At 46.3% G+C, this 23714-nt stretch carries 20 protein-coding genes and 1 pseudogene; 10 read left to right on the forward strand and 11 right to left on the reverse strand.

The window, feature by feature from the left end; all coding sequences use genetic code 11:
* The first annotated feature begins 3 nt into the window (after window positions 1-3).
* The gene (locus tag AAEU32_RS01775) at window positions 4-2265 is read left to right on the forward strand and encodes a putative bifunctional diguanylate cyclase/phosphodiesterase (RefSeq protein ID WP_421968813.1); all 2262 of its coding nucleotides are present in this window, start codon (window positions 4-6) and stop codon (window positions 2263-2265) included.
* Window positions 2266-2282: 17 nt separating this feature from the next.
* On the opposite strand, the gene AAEU32_RS01780 is transcribed toward AAEU32_RS01775, so the two are convergent.
* The 3 genes from AAEU32_RS01780 to fadI all read right to left on the reverse strand — a co-directional run bounded on the left by AAEU32_RS01780 (window position 2283) and on the right by fadI (window position 6170).
* Entirely contained in the window at window positions 2283-2474 is a 192-nt protein-coding gene (locus AAEU32_RS01780; protein WP_421968814.1) for a hypothetical protein, read from the reverse strand.
* A gap of 223 nt (window positions 2475-2697) precedes the next feature.
* Window positions 2698-4860, reverse strand: coding sequence for a fatty acid oxidation complex subunit alpha FadJ (fadJ, locus tag AAEU32_RS01785; RefSeq protein WP_421968815.1), 2163 nt, complete (start codon window positions 4858-4860; stop codon window positions 2698-2700).
* On the reverse strand, window positions 4860-6170 hold the full coding sequence (fadI, locus tag AAEU32_RS01790) for an acetyl-CoA C-acyltransferase FadI (RefSeq protein WP_421968816.1): 1311 nt from the start codon (window positions 6168-6170) through the stop codon (window positions 4860-4862). Before fadI ends, fadJ begins: the two co-directional genes overlap by 1 nt.
* Window positions 6171-6773: 603 nt before the next feature.
* Here fadI and AAEU32_RS01795 point away from each other — a divergent pair.
* The 8 genes and pseudogenes from AAEU32_RS01795 to AAEU32_RS01830 all read left to right on the forward strand — a co-directional run bounded on the left by AAEU32_RS01795 (window position 6774) and on the right by AAEU32_RS01830 (window position 14973).
* A complete protein-coding gene (locus AAEU32_RS01795; RefSeq protein ID WP_421968817.1) occupies window positions 6774-7730 on the forward strand; it encodes an AAA family ATPase in 957 nt (318 codons plus the stop codon).
* Between the two features lie 8 nt (window positions 7731-7738).
* The gene (locus AAEU32_RS01800) at window positions 7739-8704 is read left to right on the forward strand and encodes a DUF58 domain-containing protein (RefSeq protein WP_421969043.1); all 966 of its coding nucleotides are present in this window, start codon (window positions 7739-7741) and stop codon (window positions 8702-8704) included.
* Entirely contained in the window at window positions 8705-9136 is a 432-nt protein-coding gene (locus tag AAEU32_RS01805; RefSeq protein WP_421968818.1) for a DUF4381 domain-containing protein, read from the forward strand.
* A complete protein-coding gene (locus tag AAEU32_RS01810; RefSeq protein WP_421968819.1) occupies window positions 9129-10127 on the forward strand; it encodes a vWA domain-containing protein in 999 nt (332 codons plus the stop codon). The genes AAEU32_RS01805 and AAEU32_RS01810 overlap by 8 nt, the downstream gene beginning before the upstream one ends.
* Window positions 10124-12058, forward strand: coding sequence for a VWA domain-containing protein (locus AAEU32_RS01815; protein ID WP_421968820.1), 1935 nt, complete (start codon window positions 10124-10126; stop codon window positions 12056-12058). Before AAEU32_RS01810 ends, AAEU32_RS01815 begins: the two co-directional genes overlap by 4 nt.
* Complete coding sequence (locus AAEU32_RS01820) at window positions 12052-13647, forward strand: BatD family protein (protein ID WP_421968821.1); 1596 nt, start codon at window positions 12052-12054, stop codon at window positions 13645-13647. The genes AAEU32_RS01815 and AAEU32_RS01820 overlap by 7 nt, the downstream gene beginning before the upstream one ends.
* 59 nt (window positions 13648-13706) lie before the next feature.
* Window positions 13707-14261: pseudogene (locus AAEU32_RS01825) on the forward strand (sigma-70 family RNA polymerase sigma factor); the annotation flags it as partial.
* Window positions 14254-14973 carry a DUF3379 family protein gene (locus AAEU32_RS01830; protein ID WP_421968822.1) on the forward strand — a complete coding sequence of 240 codons (720 nt, stop codon included), beginning with the start codon at window positions 14254-14256 and terminating at the stop codon, window positions 14971-14973. The pseudogene AAEU32_RS01825 and the gene AAEU32_RS01830, both read left to right, overlap by 8 nt.
* Window positions 14974-15028: 55 nt before the next feature.
* Here the strand turns inward: AAEU32_RS01830 and putP are convergent, their stop codons facing one another.
* Window positions 15029-16513, reverse strand: a complete 1485-nt coding sequence (gene putP / locus AAEU32_RS01835; RefSeq protein WP_421968823.1) for a sodium/proline symporter PutP — start codon at window positions 16511-16513, stop codon at window positions 15029-15031.
* Between the two features lie 290 nt (window positions 16514-16803).
* Between putP and AAEU32_RS01840 the strand changes: the two genes are divergently transcribed.
* Window positions 16804-18024 (forward strand): EAL and HDOD domain-containing protein, encoded by a 1221-nt coding sequence (locus AAEU32_RS01840; protein ID WP_421968824.1) that lies wholly within the window; start codon window positions 16804-16806, stop codon window positions 18022-18024.
* A 55-nt stretch (window positions 18025-18079) separates the two neighbouring features.
* Here the strand turns inward: AAEU32_RS01840 and AAEU32_RS01845 are convergent, their stop codons facing one another.
* Genes AAEU32_RS01845 through ccmD form a run of 7 tightly spaced genes read right to left on the reverse strand, consistent with a single transcriptional unit; the run spans window position 18080 to window position 23714 of the window.
* Complete coding sequence (locus AAEU32_RS01845; RefSeq protein ID WP_421968825.1) at window positions 18080-18817, reverse strand: MlaA family lipoprotein; 738 nt, start codon at window positions 18815-18817, stop codon at window positions 18080-18082.
* Window positions 18818-18826: 9 nt separating this feature from the next.
* Window positions 18827-20065, reverse strand: coding sequence for a c-type cytochrome biogenesis protein CcmI (gene ccmI, locus AAEU32_RS01850; RefSeq protein WP_421968826.1), 1239 nt, complete (start codon window positions 20063-20065; stop codon window positions 18827-18829).
* Complete coding sequence (locus AAEU32_RS01855; RefSeq protein WP_421968827.1) at window positions 20065-20526, reverse strand: cytochrome c-type biogenesis protein; 462 nt, start codon at window positions 20524-20526, stop codon at window positions 20065-20067. The genes ccmI and AAEU32_RS01855 overlap by 1 nt, the downstream gene beginning before the upstream one ends.
* A 1-nt stretch (window position 20527) precedes the next feature.
* Entirely contained in the window at window positions 20528-21091 is a 564-nt protein-coding gene (locus AAEU32_RS01860; RefSeq protein WP_421968828.1) for a redoxin family protein, read from the reverse strand.
* Complete coding sequence (locus AAEU32_RS01865) at window positions 21088-23028, reverse strand: heme lyase CcmF/NrfE family subunit (RefSeq protein WP_421968829.1); 1941 nt, start codon at window positions 23026-23028, stop codon at window positions 21088-21090. Before AAEU32_RS01865 ends, AAEU32_RS01860 begins: the two co-directional genes overlap by 4 nt.
* 3 nt (window positions 23029-23031) lie before the next feature.
* Window positions 23032-23511, reverse strand: a complete 480-nt coding sequence (ccmE, locus tag AAEU32_RS01870) for a cytochrome c maturation protein CcmE (protein WP_421968830.1) — start codon at window positions 23509-23511, stop codon at window positions 23032-23034.
* Window positions 23508-23714: a heme exporter protein CcmD gene (gene ccmD, locus AAEU32_RS01875; RefSeq protein ID WP_421968831.1), complete on the reverse strand. Its 207-nt coding sequence runs from the start codon at window positions 23712-23714 to the stop codon at window positions 23508-23510. Before ccmD ends, ccmE begins: the two co-directional genes overlap by 4 nt.

The following is a 23714-nucleotide window of genomic DNA, read 5'->3' on the forward strand; positions in this document are numbered from 1 at the left end:
CATATGACATATCACAACGTGCAAAATAACAATAACAAGACTTACATAAGTCTCACAGCACTGATCATTGGCCTGCCTGCGCACGCTGAGCAATCCGCTAATAGCGTTGCGCAAAGCCCGCTCTACATAGCCACTACTGTATTTTTACTCTGCTCTTTGTTGGTTATGGGGTGGAGTGTACTTTCCTTGCGTCGCTCCCAACAAAGCGAGCGCCACTCAAAACAGCTTTTACAATCAACTCTTGAAGGCAGCGGAGACATTCTGTGGGACTGGAACCTTGTTTCTGGTGAAGTGATGCGCATCAATGATGAACGTCACAGCCAGACGAGTCATATTATTAGCAAACAAATTCCACCCAACAGAGCGCTCATTCACCCGCAAGATTTACCTGCGGTTGAAAACGCACTACGCGCTCATCTCGCTCAAAAAACCGCTTTTTTTGAAGCCAGTTACCGATTACAAGATGAGCAAGGCCAGTGGCGTTGGGTACTCGATAGAGGAAAAGTGGTTGAAAAAAATGCGCAGCTTCAACCAGTAAGAATGACCGGTACGGTCAAGGATATACACGACATAAAAACCACCGAGCAACGGTTAAACTTGTTCGCCACGTGTGTTGAAAACCTCAGTGATGCTCTGGTTATTTATGACCACAAATTTAAGCTTATCGACACGAACCCTGCGTTTACTGCGTTGTTTGGACTATCACGGCAATATCATTTTGGTCACGATTTCGCGATACCAGGGAAAAATCAGCAACGTAATGAAGCAATACGCCAATCTATCCTTGGTACTCATCACTTCCTCAATGAAGTCAATGTAACCACGGTTACAGGGCAACCCTTATGCATGGAGTTGAGTGTTGATAAGGTGCGTGACGAAAGTGGACAAATTGAATACTACATCCTGGTTTATTCGGACTTAAGCGAGCGCAAAAACGCCGAGCAAGCACTTAATGATCTGTCCAACCAAGATACGTTAACGCGCCTCCCTAACCGCAACCAATTCTTTGCCGATCTTGATGTGTTGATGGAAAAAGACAACCAGCATGCGGTGTTGGTTATGGACTTGGATAACATCAAAAAAATTAACGATTCTTTGGGCCATCAGCTGGGTGATAAGCTGCTGGTCAAACTCGCTCAGCGCCTGAACGAGCGCAAACGTCCACAAGATTCGTTCTACCGTTTAGGGGGCGATGAATTCGCACTTATCATGCGCGGTACAAACGATATCCACAGTATTACCGCACTAAGCAAAGACTTCTTAAAAACCATCGCCACACCGTTTCGGATGATGGGCCATGAGCTGGCTATTACAGCATCAATCGGTATTGTATTGAGCCCAGAAGACGGCCGCACACCGCAGGCTCTACTTAAAAATGCAGATACCGCCATGTATCACGCTAAACAGCAAGGCAACCGCTACTTATTCTTTAATGATGCCATGAACCATCAAGCCGTTAAGCGCCTGCAAATTGAAAACCTTATGCGCTTTGGTCTGAAAAAAGATCATTTTGAAGTTTTTTATCAACCAAAAATGGATATCAAAACCGGTGAAATTGCGGGTATGGAAGCGTTGGTGCGTTTTATCACTCCGAAAAAAGGTATGATCAGCCCTGGCTTATTTATCCCCATCGCCGAAGAGACAGGGCAAATCATCGACATTGGTGAAGTCGTGTTACGCAAAGCCTGTGCTGATGTGAAACGCTGGCGAGAATTAGGGTTATTCAATCAGCGAGTGGCAGTAAACCTCTCGGCCAAACAGTTCGCACTTGCTGATTTAACCACACGCATCGAGCGCATTTTGCATCAAAGTCAGTTACCCGCCAGCGCACTTGAACTGGAGATCACCGAAGGCACGGTAATGGACAATCCAGAGCACGCCATTGCCGTTATGCACGCACTCGTCGATAAAGGCATGCATTTGGCGATGGACGACTTCGGTACTGGCTATTCATCTTTGGCCTACTTGAAACGATTCCCATTGCATACGCTGAAAATAGACCGCGCTTTTATCATAGATATGGAGAACGAGCGCGGTAAAAACATGGTGGATTCAATTATCACTATGGCGCAAAATCTAAGTCTACATGTTGTTGCTGAAGGGGTTGAGGAAGTGGAACAATTGCAACAATTGCGCGATCTCGGCTGCGAAACAATGCAGGGGTATTATTACTCTAAGCCACTGTCCAGCGAACAGTTTGAAGCGTTCTTGCGTCAACAAAGAAAAGAGAGCAACGACACGCAACACCTCAGCTTGGTGCGCTAAAGCAGGCTTTTTCTGTGCTATGGACGCCAGATAATGCCACAGTGCGCCACGGAACGCATTAGAGCACGACGATAATGCACATTAAACAGAGCCAACGCAAATGGACCAAATAAGCCACCTAAAAATGCCCAGCGCTTTGCTGGCATACCTTTAGCGTTAGCAATAAAAAATAACATGGTTGCGAAAACAAGACTCAGTACTAATAGCATTTTATCCCCCGAAATTTGAGGCCGCGACTTTAGCACACAAGCGCTGCTTTATTAACCATACAAAAGTACCATATGTGCAATAAATAAACATCCGCTTCGCACCCGCCCAAAGAATTAATTTACATATCAATTAAATAGAAGCGCATCGGTGTATTAATTTGTAGACATGAAAAAAGCGCAAGTTAGTGCTTGCGCTTTTATGAAGATCAGCACGCCCTTGCGCTTATGCGCTTTGTTCGGCTTCCTCGTTTTGTGCAGATCCCGAGTCTTGCTGTTGCGCTTGAGCATAAAAACACTCTGCGTTCTTAGCCATCTCCAGCAAAGTCGGCGCTGGTTCAAAGGTACTATTGAACTGCGCAAACGTAGCCAGTTTAGAGCACACTTCGCTGGCACCTAACTGGTCCATGTAATTAAATGGGCCACCTAAGAATGGCGGGAAACCAATGCCAAAAATGGCACCAATATCACCGTCGCGGGCATTACTCACAATCCCCTCTTCCAAGCATCGAGCCGCCTCATTGAGCATTTGCATAACACAGCGCTCAGCAATTTCTTCCTTATTGAGCTTAGGTGCCAGTGTCACGCCAAGTAACTCGTACACAGAGTCGTCAACTTTCTTATCTTTTTTGGAGTAATCGTAGAAACCACGGCCTGACTTGCGCCCCAGACGCTTACTATCAATAAGGCGATTAAAGGCATCAGGTGCCTTGAAGCGCTCTCCCAGTTCAGCTTCTAAAATTGGCGCAATCTTAGAGCCAATATCGATACCCACCTCATCCAACAAGGTCAGTGGACCAACAGGGAAACCAAATTCAACCAGGGCCTTATCTATCTTTTCAATAGGCTCGCCAGCGAGCAGCAGATTCGCGGCTTCGTTGACATAAGGCGCCAATATACGGTTAACAAAAAAGCCCGCTTTGTCTTTAACCACAATCGGAGTTTTACCTTGCTTACGTGCAAAGCTCACCGTGCGCGCAATAGTTTGCTCACTGGTTTTCTCATGAGGGATTATCTCCACCAATGGCATTTTCTCTACCGGTGAGAAGTAATGTAAACCGATAACATTTTCTGGACGCTGCGCATTTTGGGCAATATGCGAAATTGGCAGTGACGAGGTGTTGCTAGCAAAAATGGTGTGTTCTTGCGCGTGTTGTTCAACATCCGCAACCATGGCTTGTTTGAGTTTTAAATCCTCAAATACCGCTTCAATCACCATATCGACATTTTTAAAGCCGCTGTAATCGGTCGTGCCAGTAATGCGATTCATCTGCATCTGAAGCTCAGCCTTAGACAAAATACGACGTTTGAGTTTTTTGTCCAAAATTTTGTAGCTGTAGTTCATTGCACCTGCAATACCTTGCTGAGCAACGTCCTTAATGCGTGTTGGCACGCCTGCTTTAATCGCACTCACGTGCGTGATACCCGCGCCCATTAAGCCTCCACCTAACACCGCAACTTTGTCTGTGCTTGGCGCGTCATCGGCTCGCCATTCTTTTTTCATTTGCGTAGTTGCAAAGAAAATTCCACGTAGTTGTTTCGACACATCACTCATCACTAAGCTAGCAAAGCCTTCAGCCTCCGTTTTGTAGGCTTTTAGCGTATCGAGCTCGACACTGGCACGCACAGCTTTGATGATGAGATTAGGCGCTGGATAATGGCCACCGGTTTTCTTAGCCACATTCTCTGCCGCTTTTTTGAAAATAAGGTTACGACCAAATGGATTTGACTCAAGCAACTTAGAGACTTTATCGAGCTGCGGTTTGGCGGCTTTGGCTTTGCCCTTAAGCGCAAACTGGGTCGCTACATCTAATAGCACTGACTGTGGTACACATTCATTCACTAGTCCTGCTTTTTTAGCTTGCTTAGCGCGCACTTGCTTACCTGTTAGCATCCACTCCAGTGCTTTTTGAATACCCACAAGTTTAGGTAAACGCTGGGTCCCCCCACCTCCGGGAAGCAAACCTAACTGCACTTCAGGGAGGCCCATTTTGGTAATGTCACTGTCACTACACACACGATAATCACATGCCAGCGCAAATTCCAGACCACCGCCAAGTGCAGCGCCATGAATAGCGGCAACCGTAGGATAAGGTAATTTTGCCAACTCAAAGAAGGCATCATGACAGGTCGTCGATAGTGCCAATGCCTCTTCGTGCGAGTTCGCATCATCAAGCATATTAATGTCTGCACCCGCAATAAAGTTATCTGGCTTGGCGCTGACAAACACGAGGCCTTTAACATTGGCATCGTTGGCGGTTTTGATCACCTCTTCAAGCTGCGCTGCAAAACTTGCGCGCAAGGTATTCATTTTCTCGCCTGGTACATCAATGGTGACAATACCGACTTGCTCATCATTGAGCTCAAATTTAAATACTGATTCAGTCATTATGCGCTCTCCAATACAAAGGCAGCACCTAGGCCACCAGCCGCACAGGCTGTCGTTAATGCCAACCCTCCGCCGCGGCGGTTAAGTTCGTGAATACTTTGGGTGATCAAACGCGCTCCGGTAGCAGCAAATGGATGGCCGTATGCTAATGAGCCACCGTTAACGTTGAACTTATCCATATCGATTTCGCCAATGGCTTTATCGCGGCCTAATTTCTCTTTGGCAAATTTATCTGATGCAAACATTTTCATGTTCGCCAGTGTTTGCGCTGCAAATGCTTCGTGCATCTCGATAAGATTCAAATCACCCAGCGTAATACCTGCTCTATCAAGTGCAAGCGGTGTAGAGTGAGCTGGGCCCATCAACATATCTTCATGAACACCAATCGCTGTAAATGCGTAACTACGGATGTAACCCAAGATTTCATAGCCCATGGCTTTGGCTTTGCTTTCATTCATCAGTAGCACTGCCGCTGCACCATCGGTAAGTGGCGTCGCGTTAGCAGCGGTAACACTGCCGTATTTGCGATCAAATACAGGTTTTAGCTTGGCATAACTTGCCAGCTCAGAATTAGCGCGGATGTTATTGTCTTGTTCAATGAAAGATTTATAAGGCGGTACATGTGCTGTCATCACTTCTTGCGCCAGTTTGCCTTCTGCCCAAGCTTGGCTTGCCAGCGTATGTGAACGGTGCGCCAACGCATCTTGGTCAGCTCGACTGATGCTGTGTGTTTTCGCCATTTGTTCAGCAGTCTGTCCCATCGACAAGCCCGTTGAATATTCTGCAACCGCAGGCGGTACAGGCAGTAAGTCTTTAAGGCGCAATTTTGAGAAAATCTTCAAACGTTGCGACAAGGTACGTGCCTTATTTAAATCCACAAGGCTACCTGCAAGCTTCTTACTCACACCAATTGGCAATACAGATGATGAATCAGCACCACCAGCAATACCTACCTGCGTGTGGCCAGCCATAATCGACTCTGCGACATTGGCAATTGCTTGGAAACTTGTAGCACATGCACGCGATACTGAGTAAGCATCAATATTAACTGGCATTCCTGTACCCAGTACGATTTCGCGAGCAATGTTTGGGGCCTCTGGCATTTGCACCACCTGACCAAATACCAGCTGATCGATTTCTTTTCGGTCAAAATCAAGACGCTCAAGCATCTCGTTGACAACTAGTTTCCCCAAATCTAACGCTGGAATGTGATGAAAAGCGGTAGCTTGCTTTGCAAAAGGTGTACGTAAACCGCTGACAATAGCGATACGCTCCCCGTTTCGTGTTGTTAGTTTTAATTGCTCAGACATAAAAATGCTTCTCCTGCTGACAGGTCTGACCTGTTAAAGTTTCCTCGATTCTAAACAACCCCACGCACATTGCCAAGAGCGAAGTTAAAAATAAAGGTGTAGCAAAAACAACAGTTAGGGTCTATTCATCCATGTGCTTTGCTTTATCTTTAACCTCAACGTCTTGCAGCCATGACGCGAGCTATTAAGCATAGTCGTTCTACACAAATAAAGAGCAAACAACAGTATAAGGCGTTTGGGTGTACCCACGGGGCGGCATATTGAGCGCATGTGTAGGCGTTATCGCATAGTCGTGTAGCTGAACTGCGGCTCCTATGCTGCGCCTTGTGCAAAAAAAACCTAAAGACAAACAGCTCCTCACAACTTGGGGCATTTAAAATAAAAACAAGACTTTAAAACTAGGCAATTGTGAGTAAAATCAATCTGAACTAATTAGCATAAACAGTGCCTAACTGGCTTGCTACTGTGCGGTGTAGCAAAAAACAAAAGCACCGTATTTTTATAAATTTTCATGTTCTATACCCATTTATGTTCAGTACGTTCGCATACAAAGCTCAGCGACTTAAGTGAATGGGTATGATGCCTCCAAGGACAAGTATACGTATGGCAGTTTCGAAGTTCGCACAGTTAAAAAACTATTTAGATACGCAAATCATTGGTCAGCCTCATCTCACTCAATCGCTACTGATAGCGGTATTAGCAGACGGCCACCTTCTTGTTGAAGGCCCTCCTGGGTTGGCTAAAACACGCGCGGTCAATGCACTGGCAAAAGGCTTAGAAGGCAGCTTCCAACGCATCCAGTTTACTCCTGACTTGTTACCTTCTGATGTAACGGGCACAGATATTTACCGCCAGCAAACGAGTGAGTTTGTGTTTGAGCCAGGACCTCTTTTTCACAATCTGGTATTAGCCGATGAAATAAACCGAGCGCCAGCAAAAGTTCAGTCGGCACTGTTAGAAGCGATGGCCGAGCGACAAATCACTGTGGGAAAAAACACTTACCCACTAGAGCAGTTATTCATGGTCATGGCGACGCAAAACCCACTTGAGCAAGAAGGTACCTACCCTCTTCCTGAAGCACAGCTTGACCGCTTCTTGTTACATTTAAATATCGATTACCCTGATGCACACGCGGAGCTTGCTATTTTGCGCCTCACTCGCGGTGAAGCACTAGAGGGCGATAACGTGGCAGTGGAGCCAATCTCTCAGGCAGATTTATTCCTTGCGCGACAGCAAGTGCTGTCACTGCATCTCGCCGAGCCATTAGAAAAGTATTTGGTGCAACTGATCATTGCAACCCGTGATGGCCGTAACATTGATGACAACCTCGGTAACTGGATTGAATATGGCGCAAGCCCTCGAGCAACAATCGCTCTTGATAAAGCTGCACGCGCCCATGCTTGGCTAAATGGTCGTGACTTTGTCAGCCCAGAGGATATTCAGGCAGTCTTTCATAATGTACTTCGCCACCGCATCATCCTTAGCTATGAAGCCCAAGCTGAAGGCATTACTAAAGATCAAGTATTAACGCATATTCTAGAGCAAGTGGCTGTACCTTAATGCTGAAAATGTCCTCATCACCTAGTAGTGTGCATGAGTGGCTCGCGCAGCTTCACAGTAATGGCCACTCGCTCGCACTCAAAGAGCTCACTTACTATAAGAGCAAAACAAAGCTGCTCAACCTTGCGGTGCGCAGAAAAATACGCAGCCCCTTGAGTGGTCAATATTTAGCGCCACTTAAAGGTCGCGGGATGGAGTTTGCCGAAGTGCGTCATTACCAAAACGGTGATGATGTACGCAGTATTGATTGGCGCGTAACTGCGCGCACGGGCGAAGCTCACACCAAGTTATTTCAAGAAGAAAAAGAGCGCCCCGTTCTGATAATGACGGACTTTAGTGCCAATATGCAGTTTGGCTCTGCGTTTGTCTTTAAGTCAGTACAAGCAGCCCATCTGAGTGCGCTAATTGCGTGGTCTGCATGTGAACGTGGCGATAAACTCGGTGCATTAGTATTTAACGATAATCAACATTATGAGTTTCGACCGCAAAGTCGGGATAAAGCTGTGTTGCGCGTTTTTCATGGCATGCTCGATTGTCATGCCCAGCAACAAAACGCCTCGATAAAAAGCAAACCCAGTGATTTATTGACGCAGTTAAAGCGCCTAAATCAATTAGCAAAACCAGGCAGCGCGGTATATCTGATAAGCGATTTTGTTGGCCTGAGCACATCACACAACCAAGCTATTGAACGTGAATTACAGCACCTTGCTCGCCATTGTGAAGTGGTGGCCTGTGTCATTAGCGATCCGTTCGAGCGTAAACTGCCAAAGTATGAAGAAGCAATCAAGGTGAGTACGGGTCAAGGTGAAATTAGTCTCGCATTAGATGATGCAACATTTCGTGCTCGCTTTAACAAACGCGCGCGACAACTAGGCTCAGCGCGCTTACAGATATTGTCACGTTATTGCCATTCCCTCATTGAGATCAGTGCTGCCAAAGCACTGGAACAGCAATTTTATCAGCGGAGCACATAAATGCAGTCTGTGCCTATCCCTCAACTTGAAGACGTCATCGCACCCACTGAAGTCAGTGCTTGGCCGCCAGGTCCTGCTTGGTGGTTGTTAGCAGTATTACTCATTGCCCTTGTAATAGCCCTCATTGTTTACCTTCGCGCTCGACACAAGCACCTCGGTGCCAAACGAGAAGCCATGCAACTGGCATCAACCGATGACCTATTAGAGCTACACCAAATACTGAAACGATTATGTAAACACTACTATGGCGCACACGTCAGTGCTCAAAGCGGGCAAAAATGGGCCACAACTTTATCGCATTTGAGCAATGAATCGTTTTCCAATGATGAGCTAACAGCAATTTATCGTGCCAAGGCCAAACATGGCAATCTTGGTGACAAGCTCAAGCGTGCCATTGTGCAATTCAAAACCAAGGAGGTGCTCGATGTATGAGTTTCAATGGCCTTGGATGTTATTACTACTACCTCTGCCTTGGTTGTTAGTGTTACTCACACCCAACAAAAACAGCAATGAAGCACTTAAGCTGCACATCCCATCGTTTAATCATGTGGATGTAAAGCATCAGCAGTCGCTCACATCAACACGGTGGCCCCATTGGTTAATCAGCGTTATTTGGATTTGTACCGTGCTAGCCAGTACCAATCCAGTATATCGCGGTGAGCCAATTACACTTGCTAACGAGGGACGCGACATCATGTTGGCTGTGGATTTATCTGGTTCTATGAATGAGCAAGATATGGCCTACCGCGGCCGCTTTGTAGACCGCCTAAGCGTAGTTAAAAGCGTGCTTAGCGACTTCATAAAAGAGCGCCAAGGTGATCAGCTCGGGCTCATACTCTTTGCCGATACGGCGTTTTTACAAACCCCTCTGACTCGAGATCTAGATACGGTGGCGCAAATGCTAGAAGAAGCACAGATAGGCCTTGTGGGGCGTGCTACAGCCATTGGCGACGCACTTGGGCTGTCAGTAAAGCGCTTTGGTGAAAAAAGCCAATCTAATAAAGTGGTTATCTTACTCACTGATGGTCAAAACACCGCAGGTAACTTAACCCCTGAAGAGGCGCTCATTTTGGCTAAAGACGCCAATATTAAGGTCTATACCGTTGGCGTGGGTGCCAATGGGCCTGTCAATACTGGCTTTTTCAACATGTCTTCAGGTAGCAGTCTCGATGAACAGTTACTTACTGAAATTGCACAGCAAACTGGCGGCCAGTATTTTCGCGCCACCGATACCCAAAGCCTCGCAAATATCTACCAAGAGCTAGATAGATTAGAGCCGCAGGCTAAACAAGAACAAACAATTAGACCAACGACACAACTTTTTTATATGCCCTTGGCGGCAGCCTTATTAGCCTTGTTTTTGGCCGTTATTAGAAAACATATTCGGCCAATTTTGTATGCTATGACAAGGAGACAAGCATGAATGAATTTGTATTTCTGCGTCCCCAAGCATTGTGGTTACTCCTACCCGTCATATTCTTTTGTGTGTGGGCTATCGTGAAGCGCTCAAAGGCGCAGCAACAAGGTGAGCTGATAGCAGCGCATTTGGCAACACAAGTCATGAAAGAGACACACCAAAAACAAAAAAGCAGTGGCATAGTTAACGCGCTGTTACTTGCTATCATGGTACTTGCTTTAGCAGGTCCTAGTTTTAGCAAAAAAGAAGTGCCAGTCTATGAAGCAAAGACAGCTCGCGTCATCGTAATGGATATGTCGCGCTCCATGTTTGCCACTGATATTAGCCCTAGCCGCTTGCAGCAAGCCAGATTTAAAGCGCTGGACATGGTTGCACTATTTGAAGAAGGTGAAACTGCGCTCATTGCCTATGCCGGTGATGCATACACTATCTCGCCACTGACCTCAGATGTTAAAACGCTGGACAACCTTATTCCCAGTTTGACACCAGATATCATGCCAGAGCAAGGCAGCAACGTTTTAACAGGGTTAACGGCCGCACATAACTTGCTTGAGCAAGCAGACTACCCGCAAGGGGATGTAATTCTCATTACTGATGGCATTGATTATGAGGATGAAAGTGATATTCGGGATTGGTTAGCCAATACTCCCCATCGATTATCCATTTACGCACTAGGCTCTGAGCAAGGTGCGCCTATTAGTCTTCCAGATGGGGGGTTTTTGAAAGACGATGCTGGGCAAATTGTGATCCCTAAAACCGACTTTGACCGCCTCTCGAGACTTGCCAATTTAGGGGGTGGTCAACTGGTACGCTACCAGCCCAGTAGTGACAATCTTGGCTTGCTCGCTAATGGCGAAAACACTCAAACAACGCGCAAAGCCAAAAATCAGCAAACCCTTTGGCGCATTGATGCGGGTATCTATCTTGCTCTTCTAGCGCTGCCTTTATTGCTCATTCAAATCCATCGTCGCGCTATCATGGTATGCGCTGTATGCGTGCTCTTTCCTTGGCAAGGAGCGCATGCCGCTAATTGGCAATCATGGTTTAAAAATAACGAACAAAATGCACTTCATGCCTACGCACAAAAAGAGTATGAGCAGGCAAGCGCGTCGCACAATCCGCTTCTGCGAGGGGCTGCTTTGTATCAACAACAAGACTATCAAGCTGCGTTGTCTGAATTTAATAAAGACGCATCAGCATCTGGGTTATACAACCAAGGTAATGCGCTGGCGCAGTTAGGGCAAATTGACGAAGCAATAGAGCGCTATCGACAGGCCCTTGAGATAAACCCCAACTTACACAGCGCAGCCACGAACAAAACCTTGTTAGAGCAGCTCAAGAATCAGCAGCAAGACCAGAAGCAAAATGGTGAGCAAGGTGATCAAAACCAGTCACAGCAAGACCAAGGCTCTGAGCAACAGCAAGGCCAACAACAAGGTCAACAGCAAACTAATGACCAACAACAAGACAATGGCACTGAGCAAAACTCGCAACAACAAAGCAGTAGCGACAGTGACAATCAACAGCGTAATGATGCACAGCAAAACGCGCCGCAAAATAGTGCCCAAACCACAGAGCAAGATGACGATGCAACGCAATCTGAGCAAGATGCACAGCAACAATCTGCTAGTGATCCCACTATGAAAGCTGATGATGAACAACCACAAACCAGTGAACAAGACGCTGAAAGCTCACAACAGCAACCACAAGACACTCAGCAAGGCGAACACGGTGAGGGACAAAGTGAGCAACAGGTTGCCCTTGCTGATGCTCAGCTTAGCCCCGAAGAGCGAGAAAAAATGCAGCAGCTAAACCAGTTACTGCGAAAAATTCCTGATGAACCTGAAATTCTATTACGCAATAAAATGCAATTAGAGGCGCAGAAACGCCAACGATATCGTCGTCGCTTGCCACAAGGAGAAGAGAAGTCATGGTAAGAAGTATATTTGCCCTGTGCTTATTATTGATCAGCCACAGTGCCTTAGCGCTGTCAAAAGTTGAAGCCAGTGTTAATAAAAATCCGGTGCTCACCAATGAATTCTTTTATTTGACAATCACCGCCGACGACTCTGTAGACAAAAACAAGTTAGACACCTCTGCATTACTCAAAGATTTTGTCGTTGGCCCTACTTCAGTGAGCACAGACTCTCGCTATGTAAATGGCGTTTTCAGCCGCAAAGATTCTTGGCACATTGAATTAATGGCCCGCAATCCCGGCGAATATCAAATCCCCGCTTTCACCATCGACGGCATCAGCTCTGCACCTTTTACGTTAAAAGTAGTGGCAAGTAATAATTCTCAAGCTCAAGCAGAGAATGCCTTCATCAAAACAGAGCTAACCCCGTCATCTTTATATGTGCAGCAGGCGGGTATTTATACGGTGAAGCTTTATCTAGGTGTTGATTTAGTTGATGGCTCATTAACGCCGCCGACACTCGCTGAAGCGTCCATTTCACAAATGGGACAAGATTCTGAAGGGCAAGAAGTCATCGACGGTCGACGCTACCGCGTTATTGAACGTAACTACCTTATTCAGCCGCAAAAAAGTGGCACATATGAGCTACAAGCTCCCACTCTAAACGCTAAAGCGCGAAAAAATTATCGCACTATTGGTGTAAGTGCCACTGCGCCCGATCAGCTGCTAGACATCAAACCAATACCAGCGCAACAATCTGGCTCTTGGCTACCCAGTGAGCTGGTAGATTTAAGTGAACAGTGGCAGGGCCTCGAAGATGAAGTGCAAGTGGGCACGCCAATTACACGCACTCTGACACTCACAGCGTTAAATGTAACTAAAGAACAGTTACCCGACGTACCTAATGAAGAAGTGGATGACGTGCGCAGTTATCCAGATCAAACAGAACGCACCCATTTAGTCCGTAATGGCCGATTAATAGCGCAAACGAAAACCTCTGTTGCCTATGTGCCGCAAAGACCCGGTACGTATGTGCTACCAGAGGTAAACGTACCTTGGTTCAATACGGTAACAGGGCGTACTCAAATAGCTAAAGTACCCGCAAAGACCATTACCGTAATAGGTGACGCTGTGAGTGATACTGTAAAACCAACTCTAGATAATGATGCCAAAGCGCTGGCACAGCCGGCTGTATCAACAGATGAGAGCACGTCAATTGCCTGGTATCTGGTATTACCTGGTTATATTTTATGGTTGGTGACCTTGTTTATGTGGTGGTTGAGCCGCAAAGATAAAACGACATCAAAAGCACAAGACAACACCCAACCACCTCCTGTGCAGGGCATTAAGAACATCGTGATAGCAATCAAAAATGAAGACGCAAAAGGCCTGTATCACGCAATTGATACGTATGCCAAAGCCAACCATGGCAGTATCGATGCGTGGTTAGAGTATTGGTCAAAAGAGGCGGCTGATGAATTTGCGAAGCTGCGTAAATCACTCTACAGCCCTGCAAATGGCGTTGCTATTAACTACCCCTTAATTGGCCAAGCGGCATCACGCAAAATACCGACCAAGGATAACCAATCTAAACTAGACTCTTTGTATTAGGCGCTCTGCACGCAGCCACTGAGTAAAATCTCACTGGCTGCAAAAAATTTTCCTTTTTAGGAAATAAAAACCCCCCTTCATGGGTCTTACTGAGCATGGCAAATAAACAAAAGCGCTACGAAGCGTTGGTCCAAGTCTATCACAAAGAGCTTTATCGCTTTGCCTTTTGGCTGTGTAAAGATCCCACCGTGGCAGAAGATCTGGTCCAGGAAACATTCTTAAGAGCATGGCGGTCCCTTGACTCCTTGCAAGACGATGCTGCGGCTAAATCATGGCTGCTCACCATTTTGCGTCGAGAAAATGCCCGTCGATTTGAACGTAAACAATTCGACTATAGCGATGTTGAGCAAGACACTCTCATCGATGATTCGACCCCGTCATTGGATGACGAAATGGAGCTTACTGTCGTGCAAAGACACATTCTTGCACTACCACATGAGTACAGAGAACCACTTGTATTACAAGTAATTGGTGGGTGCAGTGGTGAAGAAATAGCAAGCATTCTAAATTTAAACAAAAATACGGTGATGACACGACTTTTTCGTGCCCGTAACCAGCTTAAAGAAGCATTAACGAGTAGTAACGAACAGTATAAAGAGGCCCCCAATGGATGAATTAGAATTTCGTCGGCGCCTGTTCGCTGAGCCAACTGATAAAGATCCACAACTTAAAGAGTTCGCGGAGCAAAGCACCGAGCGTAAAGCGCTTGTCAATGAGCTCAAAGCGCTTGATAAAGAGCTCAATGAAGCCATGAATATTGATGTGCCTGATAACTTGGCAGACAAGATTATTCTTAAGCAAACTATGTTGGAATGCCCAGAGCGTATAAAAGAACTGGGTCAGGCACGCAAAAAACGTTCATGGTATTGGACCATGGCGGCATCTGTTGCCATCGCATGCAGCTTTGCGGTATATCAATTCAGCTTGCCACCACTTAGCGTAGGTGAACATGCACTGGCGCATGTATACCATGAAATTGATTCATTAGAGTCAACACAACGTTTTGATATATCAGAAGTAAATAGTCGCCTCGCTGAGTTGGGCAGCAAGATAAAAGCACTGCCTGGAGAGGTAAAATATGCACGCTTTTGTCACTTTAAAGGACAAAAGGGTTTGCACCTTGTTTTTGACTCAGAGTTTGGCCCGATGACCATGTTTGTTGTGCCCTCGCCCAACAAATACTTGGGAGATAATTACTTCTCAGATCAACATTTTGCTGGACGCGTCTCGCATTTCCCGCAAGGTGATACCATTTTAGTTGCCTCGGCACAGGCACCTATTGATGAATACCAAAGCCGTATCAATCAAGCCATTCAATGGCTGTAGGCCTTAGCAATAAAAAAGCCACCTTCGCGGTGGCTTTTTCTTATCTGCAATGGCGTTAACTGTTCAATTCAGCTTCCACTTTGTCGAACATCTCTACCAACTCATCACGCGGCTGCGTCGTCGCTAACGACACCACAACAATAGCCAGACTTGAGAAGATAAAGCCCGGTACGATTTCATACATCCACGCACTTAACGATTGGCCATCCACCGTGATAGGCGCATAAATCCAGAATAAGACCGTTGCTGCACCCACAATCATACCAGCCAATGCACCTGCAAGGTTCATACGACGCCAATACAAACTAAATAGGATAAGTGGACCAAACGCTGCACCAAATCCTGCCCATGCATTGCTCACCAAACTTAGAATTGAACTATCTCGATCGTAAGCGAGGTAAATAGCACACAATGCAACGACTAACACGCTAATGCGCCCCACCAACACTAACTCTTTCTCGCTAGCATCTCGCTTGACGTAAATTTTATAAAAATCTTCAGTCAGTGAACTAGAGCTCACAAGCAACTGTGACGAAATCGTACTCATGATGGCTGCAAGAATCGCAGCTAATAAAAAGCCCGCAACCAAAGGATGGAACAATAACTGCGAAAGAATTAAGAAAATGGTTTCCGGATCGCTCACCTCGATGCCTTTTTCAAAACTATAGGCGGCGCCACACAAGCCCGTCGCTACAGCACCCAATGCGGCAACGACCATCCATGACATACCAATGCGACGCATCGTCGGAATATCTTTGACACTGCGCACTGACATAAAACGCACAATAATGTGTGGTTGGCCAAAATAGCCTAAACCCCACGCCATAGCAGAGATAATACCCAGTACAGAGCCTGTACCAACCCACTCAAGCATACTTGGATTAACGTGTTCTAAGCTTTGCGCCATAGGCTGGTCTAATAAGCTGTAGGTTACAGTAGGCACAATGATCAGCGCTAAAAACATGATACAGCCTTGGACAAAGTCCGTTAGACTTACCGCCAAAAAGCCACCAAACAAGGTGTAAAGCACAACTACGCCGGTGGTCACATATAAGCCCATCTCGTAAGACAAGCCGAATGACTCTTCAAATAATTTACCACCTGCAACAACACCAGATGATGTATACAAGGTGAAAAATAGAATAATAACGACTGCCGACACCACACGTAACGCGTTTTTAGAGTCATTAAAACGATTAGCAAAATAATCCGGAATGGTAATAGAGTCATTAGCGCGCTCAGTGTAAACACGCAGACGCGGTGCAACTAGCAAATAGTTCGCCCATGCACCAATGATAAGGCCAATAGCAATCCACATTGCGCTAAAGCCGCTGACGAACATTGCCCCCGGTAAGCCCATCAAAATCCAACCACTCATGTCAGAGGCACCTGCAGATAACGCTGCAACACTTGGTGGCAAGCTACGCCCACCTAACATGTAGCCAGACACATCATCGGTCGATTTCTTATAGGCATATAAACCAATGCCGAGCATGGCAATAAAGTAGATAGCCAAGGATATAATTGTTCCTAATTCCAAACTTGCCTCCAACATAGCGCTAAAAGTATGCGGTAAAACTTTACCGCGAAACATATTGTTATTGTTAAGTTACGGCTACTATTAAGGAGTAGCTGCTGCCTTTGGACTATAGCACGGCCCAAGCGTGTAACTCCAATTACTGAGCTAAGGGATAAGTAGACGCAACGCAATTGAGCCTAATTTGGGTAAACGCAATTTTGCAAGGCAATAAATTTATATAATACTTGATGAAAGCAATCTGTTTTTTTCATATATTAATAAGCAATTAGCAACGTGTTTGGATGTGAATAATGAATTTCTACGCTGCTCGCCAACCAATTTTGGACAGAGACAAAGCACTTGTAGGTTACGAGTTGCTGTTTCGTGATGGCATCGACAACGTATTTCCACAAATCAATGGTGATGAGGCCACGTCGCGCCTGATCGAAGGAAGCCAATTTACTTTTGGGCTTGAAGAGTTAACAGGTAACAAGCCTGCTTATATCAACTTCACACTAGAGACACTTGCAAAAGGGTACGCCTCTATGATGGGCAACGAGGAGATCGTTGTCGAAATCCTTGAAACTGTGCAGCCGGGTAAACGCCTGTTAGCGATAACACAGGAGCTCAAAGAAAAAGGTTACACCATTGCGCTCGATGATTATCATCATCAAAACGTATGGCGCCATTTTTTCCCTCATATTGATATCATCAAGATTGACTGCTTAACCTCCAGTAAAGAACATATTCTTGAAGTCATCGAAGCCATCAAACCTTATCCTCATATCAAGCTATTAGCTGAAAAGGTAGAGACCCACGAGCAATATCAACAAGCGATGGACTTAGGCTTCACGTATTTCCAAGGATATTTCTTCTCCAAACCGGAAATGGTACAAAGCAAAGCCCTGCCGCCATCGGAATTAACGCTCGCAGAGCTTCTATATGAAACGTCTACCGCCGATATGGACCTAGAGAAGATCACTCGTGTATTCGAGCGTGACGTGAACTTATCGTACAAACTGCTGCGTTATTCAAACTCAGCCATGTTTAAGCGCCGTGCTGAAATTTCAACCATTAAGCAAGCATTAGTGGTTCTTGGCGCAGGGGAAATCAAAAAGTTTCTTTCTTTGTTATTCACCGCCCAGTTGTCTTCTGACAAACCAGCAGAGCTTATGCACCTCTCTTTGACCCGTGCGCGCTTCTCTGAAGTGTTAGCAGAGCAAAACCCAGGTGGTGTTGATTCTGGTCGGGCTTTCTTGACGTCAATGATGTCACTCCTTGATGCCATCTTGGACCAAGACATGAGTGAAGTAGTAGAACGCTTGCCTTTGGCAACAGATATTAAATCTGCGCTCAGTGAGCGTGAAGGTGACTTAGGTCAGTACATCAACCTTGTTGAACAGTATGAGCAAGCAAAATGGCAAGATGCCAACTCAACCATTGAGGCGTTAAAACTCGACCCGAACAAGGTCCCAGATGCCTATCACGAGGCCATCAGCTGGGCCAAAGAGCAAATGGATGCCATTAGTTAAGCTCATATCATTGATATTAAAAAAGCCGGTGTAGACCGGCTTTTGCGTGTTTGGGTCATAGATTTTCTAAGAAATCGTCATCGTATTCTTGTGCTTCAGGCTCTTCTTGAAGCGGTGGATTGCCATCATAGACCTCATACAACTGACGCTGATAATAGATGTCTTTTACAAAGGTATAAGGGTCAAGTGACTCATTGAGCAGGCTTTCTTGTGGAATGAGTGATGCGCGCGTTTCAACCACTCGCAACGCAAAAACCAAAATAGTTTGCGGTGTAGTCAATGCAATTTCGGGCAACACAAAGTTATCGACCACATCACCTGTAAGGTTTCGTGCTGTGCTCGGCCCCATCCCAGGTAGCATTACATAAGCACCATCGCCAACACCCCATACTCCAAGTGTTTGGCCAAAGTCTTCATCGACACTTTCGAGGCCCAGGCTAGTTGCTACATCAAATAACCCTGCAATCCCCACTGTGGAGTTGACCAAAAAGCGTGCTAACGCAACCCCTGTTCTATCCATTTTTCCTTGTAACGCCGCATTAGCAGCATCGATAGGTGCATCAATGTTGTCTGTAAAATTAACAATAGAACTGCGCACAGGCGCAGGGGTTATCTTCACATACCCTACAGCCACAGGACGCAAAATGTACGCATCCAACACATCCATATTGAAGTCGTATATTGGGCGATTAATACTTTGTAGCGGATCGCGCGGGTCTTCCTTTTCAGGTGGCACCTGCGCACATGCGCCAAGCAACACCGTCATCGCGATTAAGGTTATCTTTTTAAGCATCTTTGTTCCCTATTGAATCAAGGTATTAATCTCAACATCAACCTGTTGCTGCTGTTGGTGATTAAACACCGCTGATTGACCTTCCAATTCACCTAAGTCTACGGCCACATCGCCGTCCTTGGATATACGTGCAAACACTTGAATTTGTTCAAACTCTGCAAGACTTAGTTGTGCCACCATGGCATCTGCTTCACTCAAGGTTACCGTCATAGGCAGCGTGAATGTATCAAAGCGCTGGACCGCAAGCGGCATCGGCGGTCCTGAGGCCGCTTTGGCAAAAACAAACAACACCGAGTTAAGTGGTATCCTGTCTTGCACCTGTTCAGAAATTGTCACATTAACACTCAACTGATGCACAGCCTGTGCGTTCTGAGCTTGCGCAATACGACCGTCAATTTCATCAATTCGCTGCGCAATCATGGCATAGCGCGGGTCAGACTCAGTCATCGTTGCCAGTATGAGCTCAAATGCACTCTTTGCTTCAAGCCAGTCTTTGCGCTCGTACGCTATCAATGCCAACATCGAAATGGCATCCATATTCTGTGGTTGCACTTGTAGCACTTGAGATAGCAGCTTGGCTGCCTGATTCATGCCTTGCTCACTGCCTTGCACCAACAGCGCCTGAGCATAGCTCACTTTTGCAGAGATATTCTCAGGGTCCATCGCCAATACTTTATCAAACGCTTGGCTAGCCATCTCATAGTCATTGATGGTCATCGCTACACGGCCAAGCATTAACCATGCGACTGCATCATCGCCATCTTGAGCTAGTCGGGTGCGCAGCCCTAGCAAAAATGCTTGGCGCTCATTAGCATCCAGCGGCTCGCCTTTACCCAATACAGCACGCTCGCCCAGAGATGGCAATTCCTGCATCGCCTTTTCCCAAGCTGACAGCTGTGATTGATTACCTGTAAAGTGATAAAAAATAGCACTGAGTAAAATTAAAAATGCAGCACCAACGAGTGCCAAAATACGGTTATCACCACGACTTTGAAGCTGTTGCTCAGGCGCTAACTCATTGAGTAATCGGCGCTTTAATTCAAGCAAGGATTCATCATAACTGGTACGCGAAATACGCTCTAAGGCTAAATCATCTGCCAGCTCCTGCTGACGCTGCTCAAAGATATCAATGCGCTCAGCATTCACGCTTGGGTTAGTGGCATCTTTAAACGTTCTAAAAAAAGGCCAGCATACAAATAACAGCGCCAGTAGTAATAGGACTGCAAACGCTCCCCACAATGACAACATTACGCAGACTCCTTACGCTTGTACTGCTTTATCAAATCCTGAAGTAGCTGCTCGTCTGATTCAGACCAGCTTGCCTTTTGTGCCGCCTTTTTTTGGCGCAAAATAATAAACGCGAAACCAGCGATAACAATAAAGCCAGGAAGGATCCACAAAAAGATAGTCGCGGGTGTAACCGGTGGCTGATAATGCACAAAGTAGCCATAGCGGTCGATCATATAATCAATGACCTCTTGTTTACTCTGTCCTTGTTTAACCAACTCTTCGACTTTGTCGCGAAGATCCTTAGCAACAACCGCATCTGAGTCAGCAATGTTTTGGTTTTGACACTTAGGGCAGCGTAGCTCTTTGGTTAACTCAGTAAAAAGTGCCGCATGTTCAGGACTTTGGAAGTCATATTTTTCTTCCACAGCTACGGCTGATCCACTTATTAAAATAAATAAAGACAACAATAAAATACGCATTTTATTCTCCCATCAATGGCGCGAATTTCGCGCGCCACACGCGTGGGTTAACATCACCGGTGTGATGAACTAGCACAGTGCCATCATGATCGACTAGGAAGGTTTCAGGAGCCCCTGAAACACCTAAATCAAGGATAAATTGACGGTCCAAATCAAGCATATTAAACGCATAGGGATCACCTGCTCGCGTCAGCATATCAGCGACTTCTTGTTGCAAGTCTGAGAGGCTGAAGGTATCACCAAAATCTGGGTCATAACCTTGCTCATAATATACGCCAACAATCTTGATACCGCGCTCACGCAATTGTGTGAGATAACCAAGCTCAGCGACACAGGTTGGGCACCACGTACCCCACACATTAATGAGGTATTTTTGATCGGCTAAGTCAGCATTGGTCCATCGTTTTTGCGGCTGCATCAAATCGGGTAAATCAAACGCCGGTAACGCTTGATTCACACGCCCACTTTGCAGTTCACGCGGATCTGAAAATAAGCCTTTTAGCAAAAACACACACAACAGCAAAAAAACTGCCAGCGGTGTCAGCACTAACCATTTTCTGCTCATGCTTGAGCCTCCTTCTGTGCTCGGCGGCGGTAACGGCGGTCAAACAACACTACAAAGCCAGCCAACGCGATTAAAATACCGCCAAGCCACATTACTCGCACATATGGCTTATGATAAATACGCAATGACCATGCGCCACCATTGAGCTGCTCACCCAGCGCCAAATACAAATCGCGTGTTAATCCATCATCAATTGCCGCTTCTGTCATAAACTGCATGCCAATATCGTAACGGCGTTTCTCTGCATGCAAGGTGGTTTCAAATTCACCATCTTTGAAGACACTGACGACCCCTGCATGACCGGTATAGTTTGGTCCGCGAATGGCCGTGACACCGTCAAAGCGAAAATCATAACCACCCAAAGACACTTGTTCTTGTGGTAATACACGCACATCTCGCTCAGTTGAATATGCCGAAGTCAGCGCAACCGACATAATCACCAACGCCAAGCCAATATGGCCTAATTGCATTGCCCAATAACTGAGACCTAGGCGCTTCATAGAGCCCGCTTGTGCTGTTTTGTGCAGCAAATCCTGTGCACTCATAACGATAATCCACAGCGCTAACGCTGTTGCCATAAAGGTGACTGCCGCTATTTGCTCGTAACTGCTGAATAACCATGCACCGGTAGCGACAAGCGCGATAACAATGCCAAGGGCATACTTGTTAATAAGCTGCTTGGCTTTGTTTTGCTTCCAACGTAGCAAAGGAGCCGCGCCAAGTAGCAGTGCAAAAGGCACAATGAGGTAGGTGAACATTTGATTAAAGAATGGCTCACCAATTGAGATGGAGCCTAAGCCCAACTCTTTGTGAACCATGGGTAATAAGGTACCTAGCAGTACAATCAATGTCGCTACTACAAGCAAAATATTATTCAGCCAAAGCGCCACTTCACGTGAAAATAAACTATAGCGACCTTCACTGCTTACCTGTCCTGCACGCAGTGCATACAAGGTCAAACCTCCCCCGACAACAATAGCGAGGAAGGCCAAAATAAACATACCGCGGTCTGGGTCTGAGGCAAACGCATGCACAGAAACAATAATGCCCGAGCGCACGATGAAGGTACCTAACAAACTCAGCGAGAATGCGGCAATAGCCAGTAACACTGTCCAAGATTTGAAGATGCCACGTTTCTCTGTCACTGCCAGCGAGTGCAACAAAGCAGTTGCCACCAACCAAGGCATCAAAGACGCATTTTCAACTGGGTCCCAGAACCACCAGCCACCCCAGCCGAGCTCAGCATATGCCCACCAGCTTCCGATGGTAATACCTAAGGTTAAGAAACCCCACGCGGCCATAGTCCAAGGGCGAGACCACTTAGCCCAAAGGTTATCAAGCTGGCCTGTTAACAATGCAGCAATTGCAAATGAGAACGACACGGATAATCCTACGTACCCCATATACAAAAGCGGTGGGTGAATGATCATCCCCGGGTCTTGCAATAACGGGTTAAGATCTCGTCCTTCCACCGGATAATATGGCAACAAACGGTCAAATGGGCTCGACATCAGCAAGGTGTAGAGCATAAAGCCAACGGCCAAGAAACCAAGCACCGCCAACACGCGTGCTCGCAGCGGCCATGGTAACGACTTTGACAACAATGCCACCGCCGCAGTCCAGCCTGCTTGCATCACCAGCCATAATAAGATTGCGCCCTCGTGACCACCCCATGTCGAGGTGATTTTATAGTACCAAGGCAAGGTGGTACTGGAGTGATGGGCGACATAGGCCACCGTAAAGTCATCCGTTAAACTCGCATAGATAAGCGCTGCAAACGACAACAACACAAAGACAAACTGCCCAACTGCAAGCGAAGGCGCTGCACGCATCAGACGCAAATTCCCCGTATGCGCCCCCCAAAGAGGAAACACAAACAACAGCACACACAGCACCATTGCTAGGGTTAAGGAAAAATAACCGAGCTCTGGGATCATAACTTAGTTGCCACTGCCTTGATTATAAGTTGGTTTTTGGTGCTTGATGCCTTTTACCGCTTCAGCAACCTCTTCAGGCATATATTCTTCATCGTGTTTTGCTAACACTTCAAATGCCTCAATCACATCAGGCTGCACTAGCGTGCCTTGTGCAACAATACCCTGACCTTCGCGGAACAAGTCCGGCAAGATGCCTTTGTAGCGAATGGTCACAAGAGGACCAGTATCAATTAATTTGAATTCCACAAACAGTGAATTATCATCGCGCTTTACTGAACCTGGCACGACCATACCGCCAATACGCAGCTTCTGGCCAATGGTTGGCTTTTCCAGCTCAGGTCCTTTACCGTTGATAAGCTCACTCGGGGTGTAAAACAAATTGATGTTTTCTTGCAGCGCATACAAGGTCAACCCGACCGCGCTAGACAAACCAAATAACAAGGCGATGATAGTTAGTAAGCGTTTCTTACGTCTAGGATTCATAACTGCTTCTCCTGCTGCTTAGCCTTTTCAATGCGTTGCTCACGAGCACTTTGTGCTGCCACCTGTTGCAATAAAACACGTTTTTCACGTAATGAACTAAACAACAGACCAACTAAAATCAGTGCGCAACTACCAAATGACAACCATACGTAAAAGGCATAGCCGCCCATGGCAAAAAATTCAGATAAACTATTAAATTCCAC

The sequence above is a fragment of the Pseudoalteromonas maris genome (genome assembly GCF_049257235.1).
Classification (GTDB): Bacteria; Pseudomonadota; Gammaproteobacteria; order Enterobacterales; family Alteromonadaceae; genus Pseudoalteromonas.